This is a genomic window from Weizmannia sp. FSL W8-1119 (assembly GCF_038008605.1).
GTDB classification, from domain to species: Bacteria; Bacillota; Bacilli; order Bacillales; family Bacillaceae_C; genus Weizmannia; species Weizmannia coagulans.
The window spans coordinates 2,209,684-2,222,529 of sequence record NZ_JBBOZL010000001.1 but is presented as its reverse complement, the minus strand read 5'-3'; the positions used below and the strand labels follow the sequence as shown (position 1 = coordinate 2,222,529).

Here is a 12,846-nt window from a genome sequence, read left to right as displayed (position 1 = left end):
TTTGAAGCTGTCAAAAGGACAAAACACGTTGCATCCAGGCCCGAAATGTCCTTTTGAATCTGCCAAAAGGACAAAAGGAGCTGCATCCGGGCTCGAAATGTCCTACTTGGGGCTTGCTGAACGAATCCGATTCTGAGTTTGTACCCAATTTGTTAGCAAGCTCTTTCTCAAAATATAGAAGAATCCATCTTTAACCCTTGCACCTTGTATTAAGTTTTTCCAAATCTAGGAAGTTTGGTGATTCAGCAAGCCCTATGTTAAGGAAGCGTGGAAAAAAGTCGTTGTTCCTTCGCATAGAGCGCGTCTACGTTAAGGAAGCGTGGAAAAACGAAGGTCTTCCTTCACATAGGGTCCGTCTACGTTAAAGAAGCACGAAAAAAAGCCGGCCTCCAGCATTTTTACCAAATCTAAGAATTTTGCTTATTCAGCCCTACTTGAAAGAAGCTAAATCGAACAGGAACGGGGGTTTGAAGATAAATCCCGGCTTTCCCAAGTTTTGCCGGCTCCGACGCAAGCGCCGGTGCTGCTTCCGTTCATGCAGAAAAAAGAGGCTGCCCGGGGGCAACCTCTTTTTTCATGCTTCTTCCGGATGTTTTTCTTTTTTCCTGAACTTCATTAAAAATTCGTAGACAACCGGGACGATGATCAAAGTCAGTAAAGTGGAGCTGGTCAAGCCGCCAATTACTGTGATGCCGACCCCTTTCGAAATGAGTCCGCCGCCGCCGTAGCCCAGAGCAAGCGGGATCAGGGCAAAGATTGTTGCGAAGGCGGTCATTAAAATCGGCCGCAGCCTTGTTGCGCCTGCTTCAAGCAATGCTTCGCGGGTGGACAGCCCCGCCTTTTCTTTATGCACCACCCGGTCGATCAGCACGATGGCATTCGTCACCACGATGCCGATCAGCATCAAGGCGCCGATCATGGCGGTGACGCTGATCGTTTCATGCGCCAGGAACAGGGCTATGAGTGCACCGATCACGGCAAACGGCAGCGAGAAAAGGATGGTAAACGGCGCGAGAGCCCCGCCGAATGTAATCACGAGCACAAGATAAACGATCGCGACAGCAACCAGCATCGCGTAACCGAGCTTTGTAAACGAGTCATTGATGTCTTCCGTTACGCCGCCGGTTTCGACATGGATGTATTTTGGAATATCGAGTTTATCCACTTTGTTTTGGACTTGTTGTGTCACTTTCGCAACGTCAGCTGTCTTGATCTTGCCGGTTACACTGGCATAGATTTTGCCGTCCCGTTTCGTAACCGCATCCGGTGTTTCGCCTTTTTTCACGTCCACGACATCTTTTAGCGCTACTTTTGTGCCGAGCGGCGATGTGACTTTTTGATTGGTCAGGTCGCCAATATTGCCGTAATGCCCGGTTTTGTTCTGTTCATATACGTTTAATTCCTCTCCGCCTTTTTCAATGGTTGTCAGCACGGTCCGGTTGCCGGTTTGCGCAAGGCCGGTTCCGAGCTGGCCGGCTGTTAACCCGAGGGCGGCCAGTTTGTCCTGGTTGGCGACAAGCGTGTATTGCTGATACGTTTCGGAAAGGCTGGTTTCAACATTTTTCAAGTTGTCATTGTTTTTCATGACTTTTTCAATTTTATGGATGACCGGTTTGATTTCATCCAGATCATTGCCATAGACATACATCGTTAATTCATCATTCGACATGGACGCGAAGTCCTGTGATTTCCATGTCCCCTGGTCCGTTCTTTGTTGCAGAGCTTTGATGACCTTTTCCGGTTCGCGGTCGAAATTTTTGGTGCCCTGGTCATATTCGACAACAAAGATGGCGGAGTTGCTGTTTGTGCTGAAAGCCGACTCCCCAATGGAATACTGCACATTTTTTACATTTTTACGGTGGATTAAGTAATCCTCCGCTTTTCCTGTAATCTTCTTCACGTCGGAAAGGGTTTCCCCCGGTTCCGGCGCATAGGTGGCATACACGACTTTCTGGCCTTCGTTTTCAATAAAGCTGACGCCGATAAGCGGGATTAAAAACAGACTGCCGATCAGAAGCAGGCATGCGGTGCCGAACGTGGCCAGCTTATGGTTGAGCGACCAGTTCAGAATCCTTTTATAAAACAAAGCGAGCTTGCCGTGGCCTTCGTTCGTGGTCCGCGTGTTTTTCTTCAGCCCGTTCTTAAATAACGAATGGGCAAACATCGGCACCACCGTGATGGCCACAAGAAGCGATGCCAGCAGGGCAAAAATCAGCGTCAGGGCAAACGGCATGAACAGCTCCCCGACCATTCCTTTCACAAGTGCAAGCGGGAGAAAGACGATGACCGTTACGATCGTGGAAGACATGACCGGTTTAAAAACTTCAACCGTCGCTTCACGGATCAGCGCTTTTCCGCGCAGTTTTTCTTCCCGCAGCGTCAAGCGCCTGTAAATATTTTCAATGACGACAATCGAGTCATCAATAACGCGCCCGATTGCCACCGTCATGGCCCCAAGTGTCATCACGTTTAATGTGATGCCAAGCTGGTGCAAAATAATAAAAGCAACCAGCACTGACAGCGGAATCGAAATGACTGCGATAATGGTTGAACGCACATTCCGCAAAGACAGCAGGATGACCACAATCGCAAACACGGCCCCGATGATTGCTTTTTCAAACATCGTTTTGACGGAGTCTTTGATAGGTGTTGCCTGGTCTAAAATGGTGGAAATTTGCGTGCCTTTATAGTCCGCTTTAAACTGTGCGGCTTTTTTATTTACTGCATCGGCAACATTCACCGTGTTTGCATCCGGAGCTTTTGTAATCTGGATGCCGATTGAATCTTTCCCGTTCGTTTTTGAAATCGATTCATGCTTGCCGACAACTTTGATATCGGCGATTTCTTTTAACGCAACGGCCGGCATACCGGTGTTGGCTTGCGTTCCTGAAGCCTGTGCACCCGAGGCCTGTGTCCCTGAGGCTTGTGCAGCACCCGGGGATTGTGTCCCTGAAGCCTGTGCGGCTGCGGACGAAGCGGAAGCTGCACCCGTTTTCGGGGTGTACGGGATTTTCAGATTCTCAAAATGCTTCAGCGATTTCACGTTTCCATCGATTTCTACTGATTTGTTTTCTTTCCCGAAGTTGATGAGGCCGAGCGGTACCGAAACGTTTGAGCCCTGGATGGCCTTTTTGACTGTATCCTCATCGAGCCCCAATGCATTCAATTTGTCCTGTTTAAAGGCCAGCTGGACTTCCTGCACATACTGGCCGGAAGCCTGAACATCGGATACGCCGTCAATGCTCTGCAGTTTTGGAACAAGATCTTCTTCGACAATTTTCGTTAAGTGCTGGAAAGACCGGCTTTTGTCCGAGACACTTAAAGACAGGATCGGAAAATCATTGATGCTGATCCTTGTTACGGACGGCTTGTCAATATTATCCGGCAGGTCCACTTTTTCCAGCGCGTCCTGGATGTCTTTTTTCGCTTGATCCATATCCGTGCCATATTTATACTCAAGCTGGATCTGGGAATTGCTTTCCGTCGAGGAAGTGGAGACCGTATTGACGCCGGTGAGGTTTTTCAGCCGTTGTTCGATCGGTTGCGTTATTTTATTTTCGACTTCTTCCGGTGTGGCACCCGGATCAGAGGCTGTCACCAGCATGTATGGCGCGTCGATATTCGGAATGGTTTCCATTTTCATATTCATGCCGGCATAAATGCCCGCACCAGCCACAATGAGGGTCATCAGCCAAATGGCAAATTTGTTGTTCAGGCAAAACTGGATGGTCTTCTTCACAGTGTTTACAACACTCCTTTGTCTGTTCGTTACAGGTCCGGAGAAAAATGGGCGACCTATCTCCATAATAGTTATACCTTTAAACCCGGAAATGCGCCAGTATTTTCCGGTATGTTTTATCAATACAGGAGAGAATGGCAGTACTTGATGCATCGCTTAAGAAAAAATATTGGAAATGAAGGACTGCCTAAAAAAAGAAGGTTGAAGCCTTTGCGCCTCAACCTTCTTCCTATGTCATTAGCCTTTTACCGGCTGTTATTTCCACGCATGCCTGAAAAAATTTTAAACAGCAGCACAATTGCGGCGATGACAAGCAGAAGATGCACAAAGGCACCGGCAATGTGAAAAACGATGCCCAAAATCCAAAGTACGAGCAAAATCCCGATGATTGTCCAGATCATATAGCCTTTTCCTTTCTAAATTAAAGTACTTTTATGTTACCCGTTCCGTTGCTTTTCAAACTTTTGCTTGCATGTTTGCCGGGCATGCGGGTGGGGAAAGATACTGGGAAACGGGGGGATTGTAATGAAAAAAAGCGGAAAGAAATGGCTGTTATGCGGGTTCCTTGTCCTGCTTGCCATTTATGCGGCTGTGATGTTGTACCATACATATAAGCCGCTGCCAAAAGGGATTTCCTATGAAGGCAAAACATATACCGTCCATGATCAAGACATCCGTTTTCTTTCGGATTTAACATACCGGGAAAAGGGGACGGGAAAAAGAAAGGTGGAGCAGGCCGTCTATCCTGAAATTTACCGGATGATTGACCAGGCCCATCAATTTATCGTCGCGGATTTATTCCTTTTTAATGGCTACCATGATCAAAAGATGAAAGTGCCGCCGCTGGCTGAAAGGCTTGCAGACCGGCTGATTGCCAAAAAAGAAAAAGAACCCGGTGTCCGCATCATCGTGATCACCGACCCGATCAATACCTCCTACGGGTCCCATGAAGCCGGCATTTTAAAACGGCTCAAGGAACATGGCATTCGTGTGGTCTTTACGCATTTGGACCCGTTACGTGACCCGACGCCGCTTTATTCCGGTATTTGGCATATGTTTTTCCAGTCGTTTGGCCAGGGCGGGACCGGCTGGCTGCCGAACGCTTTCGGGGACAATGCACCGAAAATGACGCTCCGTTCGTACCTTGAACTTTTCAATATTAAGGCGAACCACCGCAAAACGTTTACGACCGAAAACGGCACGGTCATTGCATCCGGCAACCCGCATGACGCAAGCGGCTGGCATTCCAATATCGCTTTTCTTGTTAAGGGGCCGGTCATCCGTGATGTTCTGGAATCGGAGCAGGCGGCTTCCAATATGTCGGGCGGCCCGGAACTGCCGCAATATAAAGGGAAAGAGAGGGGAAAAGGCAGGATTGCCGTCCAGCTGTTAACAGAGGGGAAAGTTTACGGCCGGATCATGAAAGAAATCAAAGCGGCAAAAAATGGTGATTCGATTTCAATGGCAATGTTTTATCTGGCTGACCGGAAAGTGGTCCGTGCGCTTGAGGAGGCATCTTCCCGCGGCGTCCGCATCCGGCTTATCCTCGACCCGAATTTAAATGCGTTCGGGCATAAAAAAATCGGGCTGCCCAACCAGCCTGTTGCACAGGAACTCGTAAAGAAAACGGATGGAAAGATCAAAATCCGCTGGTACAACACCGGGATCGAGCAATTCCATCCGAAGCTGGTCTGGATTGAAAAGCCCGGCCGTTCGCTCTTTTTCGGCGGGTCGACCAATTTAACGCTGCGCAACCTGGGCGATTATAATTTGGAGACCGATTTATTTGTGAAGGCACCGAATGATGCGGCCATCACAAAAGATATCCGCCAGTACTTCGGGCGGCTGTGGAACAATGAAGATGGCACCTTCACTGTCTCCTACAAAAAACACGAAGGCTTCTCCACTTATTTGTTAAAAGGCCTTTACCGCCTTCAGGAAGTGCTGAAACTGACAACGTATTAAAAAAGCCCGGAAAGCCTTCCCCGGCTTCGGGCCCTTTTTTTACAATACAACATCATTTAAAAATTCGCGTACCTCTTCCGGCGACTTTGCATTTGCACTGTGTAGATGCGCTTTTTTCTCGCCGTTTTGGAAAACGAGCAGGCTCGGAATCCCCATCACCTGGTTTTTATCCGCAATCGCACGGAACTCGTCACTGTTGATTTCATACCATTTATATTGCGGATAGTCTTTGATCACATCACCAATAAACATATCCATCACTTTGCAATCCGGACACCAGTCTGCATAAAATTTCACGATAACCGGCGCTTCTCCTCCCGTTACCGTGTTAAATTCTTCCGCACTTTTAATCGCTTCCACTTCCAGACCATCTCCATCCTTTATCATTTCTTTCTTATTGTATAAAGAGCGGCAGGCGGATTTCAACATTTTTCAACCTGCCAAAGAAATATTTCCAAAACGAAAAGGATTGTGCTTCGTCATGTATGATGTATAATAAAGCTTGTATGAAAAAATGATGGGGGCCGGTTGTTTTGGATCCGTATCATTTATTTTATTTTACGGCCGGCGGTTCCGGCATTGAGAAGTCAGGTGATGGAATTGTCTTCGCGGGATGAAGGTTCTAAAATTGATTACGGGCTGGTTTTAACGCTGATGTTGTTCTGCATTGTCAGCCTTGTTGCCATTTATACGGCTAACAGCAGTTATCTGATAAAACAAGTCATCAACTATGTGGTCGGAGCAATCATAATAGCATTGGTGATCCGCCTTGACTCCGACCAGCTGAAAAAAATATCGTGGTACGGTTACGGGTTCGGGATTTTGCTGCTGATCTTGCTGATTCTGGCGCCAGCCAGCATTGCTCCGGAGCGTAATGGCGCGAAAAACTGGTTTGTGCTCCCGGTGATTGGGACATTCCAGCCTTCTGAAATCATGAAGCCATTTTTAATTTTAGCAATGGCACGCCTTATTTCGGATCATAATGAAAAAGTGCTGAACCGGTCAGTGAAATCGGACTTCTGGCTGTTTGTGAAACTTGGCATCTGCTTGTTCGTGCCGCTCATGTTGACCATTCAACAGGATTTAGGGACGTCACTTGTGTTTATTGCCATTTTTTTCGGGCTTGTATTTGTGTCGGGCATCACATGGAAACTGATGCTTCCAATTTTCGGCAGCGGCGCGGCACTGGCGGGACTGATTTTTTATCTCGTCCTCTGGCAGCCGGCACTTCTCGAAAAATATCTTGGTGTCCGTTCGTACCAGTTTGGCCGGATCTATGCCTGGATTGATCCTTATAACTATTCCAATACGGACGGCTACCACTTGATTCAGTCTCTTTTGGCCATTGGTTCCGGCCAGACGTTTGGAAAAGGGCTTGGCACAACCGAAGTGAGCCTTCCGGAAAACCAGACGGACTTTATTTTCAGCGTGATCGGCGAGCAGTTCGGCTTTATCGGCGGTAGCATTGTCATCGGCTTGTTTTTTATGCTTATTTACCATATCATAAAAGCAGGGCTTGAGACGAAAAATGATTTTTATTCCTACATTTGCGCGGGTGTCATTGCGATGATTACGTTCCACGTGTTTGAAAATATCGGCATGACGATACAGGTGCTGCCGATTACCGGGATCCCGCTGCCGTTTATCAGCTACGGGGGGAGTTCGCTGATAGGGAATATGCTTGCGGTCGGATTTATTTTTTCAATCCGTTACCATTACAGAAAATATATGTTTTCCAACGAAAAATAAAAAAACAGGCGGCCCCGTGCCGCCTGTTTTTTGCGGCTATTGCACCTTCCCGCCGTACGGGAACTGCGAAGCATAGCCCTGGTGCTGCTGGTAAGACTGCTGCAGTTTTTGCTGTTCTGCTGCTTCCATACTGTACCAGCCTTTTTGGAACATCGTCTCATACAATTTGCGCTGCTCATTCTGTGTTTCCGTAAAAATGGCCAGGAGATCGCGATACAGTTTTTCGTGGCTCGCTTCGTTCATGGCGGTATGATAAGAAGCAGTCATGTATTTTTCCATCGAAAGCAGGTCATTGGCAAGATCGCGGTCGTTCATTTCCGGTGTTTCAGGAAATTGTGTTTTCGGGTTTTGAATTTTTTGCTGCTGCTGTTGGGAATCCATATGTTGTACCTCCTTTTTAAAATGGTCGTATGACGCGCGCTCCGCATTCAGGTATCTCTGCCGCCAAACCCGGGCAGGGATTGGGCTGGCGAGCTCCCGTTTTCCGTTAAGCCCGGCTGCCGGAGCAGTCAGTGCTTGCTTCAGGCTGGGAAGTGCGGTTGCCCCGGACGGACAGCCTCCCTTCATGCAGGCTTTTTTCTAGGGATCGGGCTGTGCGCGCATTCCGGGGCGGGCTGCGAACGCCTGCTTTTCATGAACTGGAAAAGCGGGTTTCGCTTTTTGTGGCGGGCCGGCATTCTTTTTTGTTATTGCAAGTGGCTTTTCAAATGCCCCAAAATCTGGTTGTAGTGGCGCTGGTGCATTTGCCCGCACGCTTCAAAAACGGCTTTCAATTCATTGTCCTGGCAGCGTGTTGCCGCATCATGCGCTTTTTTCATCGCCAGCAGATTCCAGGCCAGCATATCATCCACATAGGCCAAATCTTTTGTTGACATACGATCGGGCGGAGCGTTGTAAACCGTTTGCCCGCTTTGCTGCTGTGAAAAAGGCTGTTGTTGCATTCCATTTCCTCCTTTATCCAAGTCTCCCTTTATTGTTTGAAGGAGCTGCGGATCCTATGCAGCCGCCTGCTTATTTTTTGTACTGGTTGTTTTGGCTGTTTACTTTTCCGCCGCCGTCACGCTCCACTGTCGGGCCGGCATTTCCTTTTACGCTTGCCGCGCTCACACCCGCTTTTGACGGGTTTTTCTTCAGCTTCGCCATTGGTTCACCTCCCCGCGATTTTCGTTTAGCTTGCCCAAAATGGTATGGGCATATAAAAAATTTTAAAAAAATGGCGATTTTTTGAGATGAAGTGATTGATAGAATGAAAAAATTCGTATATATTATTATTAAAGATGAAAGCGTTATTTTTTTAAGCGCTTAATGAATGAGCATTCATTCAAAAGAAAGGGGATGCACTATGCGGTATACCATTCAAAAAGCGGCTGTCATCGGTTCCGGCGTGATGGGATCGGGCATCGCCGCACATCTGGCAAACATCGGGATTCCGGTATTTTTGCTTGACATCGTCCCGAACGCACTCACGGAAGCGGAGAAAGCAAAGGGGTACACATTGGAGGACAAAGCCGTCCGAAACCGCTTCAGCCAGTCTGCGCTGCAGAAGCTGTTAAAACAAAAACCGGCCCCGCTCACATCGAAAAAAAGCCTCGCGCTCATCGAAGCGGGCAACCTGGAAGACGACCTTGAACGGCTGAAAGAAGCAGACTGGATAATTGAAGTGGTCACAGAACGTTTGGATATTAAAAAATCAGTATTTGAAAAAGTGGAACGCTTCCGCCGGCCGGGGACCATTGTAAGTTCAAACACATCCGGCATTTCGATCGAAGCGATGGCAGAAGGGCGGAGCGAAGATTTCAGAAAGCATTTTCTCGGGACCCACTTTTTTAACCCGCCGCGCTATTTGAAACTGCTCGAAGTGATCCCGACCGCTGACACCGACCCGGACGTCACTTCATTTATGAAGCAGTTCGGCGAGGACGTGCTCGGAAAAGGCGTCGTGCTTGCAAAAGATACGCCAAACTTTATTGGCAACCGCATCGGTACATACGGCCTGCTTGTCACCGTGCGGGAGATGATGAAAGGCGGCTACACGGTCGGCGAAGTCGATTCCGTGACAGGCCCGGTGATCGGCCGGCCAAAAAGCGCAACATTTCGGACGCTCGATGTGGTCGGGATCGATACGTTCGTCCATGTTGCGAATAACGTGTATGAAAAAACGGAAGGCGAAGAAAAAGAAGTTTTTAAAGTGCCGGCATTCATGCACAAACTCGTTGAAAACGGCTGGCTTGGCAGCAAAACCGGCAAAGGCTTTTATGAAAAAAAAGGAAAAGAAATCTATGAATTAAATCCGGAAACATTGGAATACGGCGAACGCACGAAAATGAAAGCGGCTTCTTTGGAAGCGGCCCGGCAGGCAAAAGGAACCGCCAATAAAATCAAAACGATTGTGTATGCGGATGACCGTGCCGGACAGCTGCTCTGGAATATTCTCGCGCCTTGCCTTGTGTATTCGGCAGAACTGGCCGGCGTGATTGCCGACGATATTCTCGCCATCGACCAGGCGATGAAATGGGGCTTCGGCTGGAAATTCGGCCCGTTTGAAACATGGGATGCAATCGGCGTTGAAAAATCCGTGCAAAAAATGGAGCAGGACGGCCTTCAAGTGCCCGGCTGGGTGAAAGGCATGCTGGAAAAAGGCTTTACGTCTTTTTACAAAGAAGAAAACGGCGCCGTCTCGTACTATGACAACGGAGCATACAAGCCGGTTCCAGCCAATCCGAAAGAAATCAATCTCAAAACTTTGAAAACGCAGGGCAAAGTGCTGAAAGAAAATGCCGGCGCAAGCTTAATCGACATCGGCGACGGGGTGCTGCTGCTTGAATTCCATTCAAAAAGCAACGCAATCGGGCTCGACATTTTGCAAATGATCAATTATGCCGTGGACGAAGCAGAGAATCATTACAAAGGGATTGTGATCGGCAACCAGGGCAAAAACTTCTGTGTCGGCGCAAACCTTGCTTTGATGCTGATGGAAGCGCAGGATGACAATATCTTTGAACTTGACATGGTCGTCCGCCAGTTCCAGAACACGATGATGAAGATCAAATACAGCCAAAAACCGGTTGTTGCAGCACCGTTTGCGATGACTTTGGGCGGCGGCGCGGAGGTGTGCCTGCATACGGCGCATATCCAGGCGGCAAGCGAAACGTATATGGGCCTTGTCGAAACGGGCGTCGGCCTGCTTCCGGGCGGAGGCGGCAACAAAGAGCTGTACATCAAGCATTTGAAAAACATTCCGGAAGGCGTACAGTTCGACTTGCAAAATGTCGTGAACAAAGTCTTTGAAACGATTGCGATGGCGAAAGTGTCCACTTCTGCTGAAGAAGCGCGCGAGTACGGCTTCCTTGACCGGACGGACGGGGTCAGCTTTAACCAAGACCATCTGATTTATGATGCAAAACAGGCTGTGCTGCGCCTTGCTGACGCAGGGTACAAACCGCCTGTCCGCGAAAAAGTGCCGGTCACAGGCGAATCCGGTTATGCAGCGTTGTTGCTTGGGGCCCAGCAATTGCATCTGTCGGGCTATATTTCCGACTATGACTTTGAAATCGCGAAAAAGATCGCCTTTGTGCTTTCAGGCGGGAAAGTGCCGTTCGGGACAAAAGTGGATGAACAATACCTGCTTGATTTGGAAAGGGAAGCGTTCCTGAGTCTGATTGCACAGCCAAAAACACAGCAGCGGATGCAGCACATGCTGTTAAAAGGAAAACCGTTACGGAATTAGAGCCCCGCGGATTGGCGAATGCCGGTCCCCTGGCAGGAAAAGATTCCGCCCGAATTTTTCATATACAACATAAAGGGGTTTTCCCGGGGAATGCAACTGTATATGGGAAAACCCCGATCCATCACCCCGGGCGGTGATGGAAGGGCCTTTTACAAAAACACGGAAAGAGGGGAATGTGATGAGGGAAGCTGTCATTGTTGCAGGGGCGAGAACGCCGGTCGGCAAAGCGAAAAAAGGGACGCTCGCACAAACACGGCCGGATGATCTAGGTGCACTTGTCGTAAAAGAAACGTTGAAACGAGCCGGCAACTATGAAGGAAATATTGATGATTTGATTATCGGCTGCGCCATGCCGGAAGCGGAGCAGGGGCTCAATATGGCGCGCAATATCGGGGCCCTGGCAGGATTGCCGGATACGGTGCCGGCCATTACGATCAACCGGTACTGCTCGTCCGGGCTGCAGGCGATTGCCTACGGCGCCGAAAGGATCATGCTCGGCCACGCTGACACGATCATTGCCGGAGGTGCGGAATCGATGAGCCTTGTCCCGATGATGGGCCATGTCGTCCGCCCGAATGTGCGCCTCGCAGAAACTGCGCCGGAATACTATATGGGCATGGGGCATACGGCCGAAGAAGTCGCCAAAAAATTCGGCGTCAGCCGCGAAGACCAGGATGCCTTCAGCGTGCGCAGCCACCAAAAAGCGGCAAAAGCGATTGCAGAAGGCAAATTCAAAGACGAAATTGTGCCGGTTGAGGTCACATTGCGTTCGGTCGGCGAAGACAACAAACTTGTTGAAAAGAAAGTCGTCTTTTCGCAGGATGAAGGGGTCCGGCCGGATACAAATGTGGAAACGCTCGGAAAACTGCGCCCGGCATTCTCGGTAACCGGAACCGTTACGGCCGGGAACTCGTCGCAAACAAGCGACGGCGCGGCTGCGGTGATGCTGATGGATAAAGAAAAAGCTGAATCGCTTGGGCTCAAAGCACTGTTGAAATTCCGCTCGTTCGCGGTTGCCGGGGTGCCGCCTGAAATCATGGGGATCGGCCCGGTGGAAGCTGTGCCGAAAGCTTTGAAACTGGCAGGGTTGGAACTTGAGGATATCGGGTTGTTCGAACTGAATGAAGCCTTTGCTTCCCAGTCCATCCAGGTGATCCGCCAGCTCGGCCTGAATGAAGACATCGTCAATGTCAACGGCGGCGCAATTGCCCTCGGCCACCCGCTCGGCTGCACTGGCGCCAAGCTGACGTTAACGCTTGCCCATGAAATGAAGCGCAGAAACGTGCAGTTCGGCGTCGTCACGATGTGTATCGGCGGCGGTATGGGTGCAGCTGGTGTATTTGAACTCGTGTCTTGATGGCAATGGACCAAAGCAGGCGGCCAGCCGGTTTCAAATGGAAACGTGCAGGTACCGGACCATGGCAAGGTTTTGAAATGGATGGATACCAGGGCTAAAAGCAGAGCAGCAGGTTCCAAGCGGCAAGAGACCGGACCAGGGTAAAAAGCGGATCAGCTGTCTCTATCCTAAAAATATACGCTGGATGATTTTCATTTTTCCGCTGGTGCCGCGTTCACTGCAGAATGGGCGTTTAAAGGCAAAACGCCGGAGCCGGACCTGGCCTGTTGAATTGTTTTTAATGGAGATAAGAGCCGCGGAGCACATCTG

10 protein-coding genes are annotated in these 12,846 nt (G+C 49.3%); 4 read left to right on the top strand and 6 right to left on the bottom strand.

All coding sequences use genetic code 11. The features are described from left to right. Positions 1-574: 574 nt before the first annotated feature. Together NSQ19_RS11020 and NSQ19_RS11015 are read right to left on the bottom strand one after the other, a co-directional pair. On the bottom strand, positions 575-3,739 hold the full coding sequence (locus NSQ19_RS11020) for an efflux RND transporter permease subunit (protein WP_340702839.1): 3,165 nt from the start codon (positions 3,737-3,739) through the stop codon (positions 575-577). 245 nt (positions 3,740-3,984) lie between these two features. Continuing rightward, entirely contained in the window at positions 3,985-4,140 is a 156-nt protein-coding gene (locus NSQ19_RS11015; protein ID WP_014097513.1) for a lmo0937 family membrane protein, read from the bottom strand. 124 nt (positions 4,141-4,264) lie between these two features. On the opposite strand from NSQ19_RS11015, the gene NSQ19_RS11010 reads away from it, so the two are divergent. Then, positions 4,265-5,704, top strand: coding sequence for a phospholipase D family protein (locus NSQ19_RS11010; protein WP_340702838.1), 1,440 nt, complete (start codon positions 4,265-4,267; stop codon positions 5,702-5,704). 39 nt (positions 5,705-5,743) lie between these two features. Here the strand turns inward: NSQ19_RS11010 and NSQ19_RS11005 are convergent, their stop codons facing one another. Next, positions 5,744-6,064: a thioredoxin family protein gene (locus NSQ19_RS11005; RefSeq protein ID WP_340703180.1), complete on the bottom strand. Its 321-nt coding sequence runs from the start codon at positions 6,062-6,064 to the stop codon at positions 5,744-5,746. Positions 6,065-6,232: 168 nt separating this feature from the next. Here NSQ19_RS11005 and NSQ19_RS11000 point away from each other — a divergent pair, with 168 nt between their 5' ends. Next, positions 6,233-7,453, top strand: a complete 1,221-nt coding sequence (locus tag NSQ19_RS11000) for an FtsW/RodA/SpoVE family cell cycle protein (protein ID WP_080588400.1) — start codon at positions 6,233-6,235, stop codon at positions 7,451-7,453. A 36-nt stretch (positions 7,454-7,489) separates the two neighbouring features. Here the strand turns inward: NSQ19_RS11000 and NSQ19_RS10995 are convergent, their stop codons facing one another. The 3 genes from NSQ19_RS10995 to NSQ19_RS10985 form a co-directional block, all read right to left on the bottom strand. Next, entirely contained in the window at positions 7,490-7,834 is a 345-nt protein-coding gene (locus NSQ19_RS10995; protein ID WP_013860152.1) for a spore coat protein, read from the bottom strand. 305 nt (positions 7,835-8,139) lie between these two features. Further along, positions 8,140-8,394 (bottom strand): hypothetical protein, encoded by a 255-nt coding sequence (locus NSQ19_RS10990; RefSeq protein WP_017554854.1) that lies wholly within the window; start codon positions 8,392-8,394, stop codon positions 8,140-8,142. Positions 8,395-8,464: 70 nt separating this feature from the next. Further along, on the bottom strand, positions 8,465-8,596 hold the full coding sequence (locus tag NSQ19_RS10985; protein WP_013860151.1) for a YuzL family protein: 132 nt from the start codon (positions 8,594-8,596) through the stop codon (positions 8,465-8,467). Between the two features lie 199 nt (positions 8,597-8,795). On the opposite strand from NSQ19_RS10985, the gene NSQ19_RS10980 reads away from it, so the two are divergent. Together NSQ19_RS10980 and NSQ19_RS10975 are read left to right on the top strand one after the other, a co-directional pair. Further along, entirely contained in the window at positions 8,796-11,180 is a 2,385-nt protein-coding gene (locus tag NSQ19_RS10980; RefSeq protein WP_328196087.1) for a 3-hydroxyacyl-CoA dehydrogenase/enoyl-CoA hydratase family protein, read from the top strand. 178 nt (positions 11,181-11,358) lie between these two features. Next, the gene (locus NSQ19_RS10975; protein ID WP_019721391.1) at positions 11,359-12,537 is read left to right on the top strand and encodes an acetyl-CoA C-acetyltransferase; all 1,179 of its coding nucleotides are present in this window, start codon (positions 11,359-11,361) and stop codon (positions 12,535-12,537) included. The last annotated feature ends 309 nt before the right edge of the window (positions 12,538-12,846 follow it).

What these genes read in the sequence shown, in the direction of transcription:
- NSQ19_RS11015 (WP_014097513.1), bottom strand. Translation starts at nt 4,140, where the DNA reads ATGATCTGGACAATCATCGGGATTTTGCTCGTACTTTGGATTTTGGGC.
- NSQ19_RS11010 (WP_340702838.1), top strand. Translation starts at nt 4,265, where the DNA reads ATGAAAAAAAGCGGAAAGAAATGGCTGTTATGCGGGTTCCTTGTCCTG.
- NSQ19_RS10995 (WP_013860152.1), bottom strand. Translation starts at nt 7,834, where the DNA reads ATGGATTCCCAACAGCAGCAGCAAAAAATTCAAAACCCGAAAACACAA.
- NSQ19_RS10990 (WP_017554854.1), bottom strand. Translation starts at nt 8,394, where the DNA reads ATGCAACAACAGCCTTTTTCACAGCAGCAAAGCGGGCAAACGGTTTAC.
- NSQ19_RS10985 (WP_013860151.1), bottom strand. Translation starts at nt 8,596, where the DNA reads ATGGCGAAGCTGAAGAAAAACCCGTCAAAAGCGGGTGTGAGCGCGGCA.
- NSQ19_RS10980 (WP_328196087.1), top strand. Translation starts at nt 8,796, where the DNA reads ATGCGGTATACCATTCAAAAAGCGGCTGTCATCGGTTCCGGCGTGATG.
- NSQ19_RS10975 (WP_019721391.1), top strand. Translation starts at nt 11,359, where the DNA reads ATGAGGGAAGCTGTCATTGTTGCAGGGGCGAGAACGCCGGTCGGCAAA.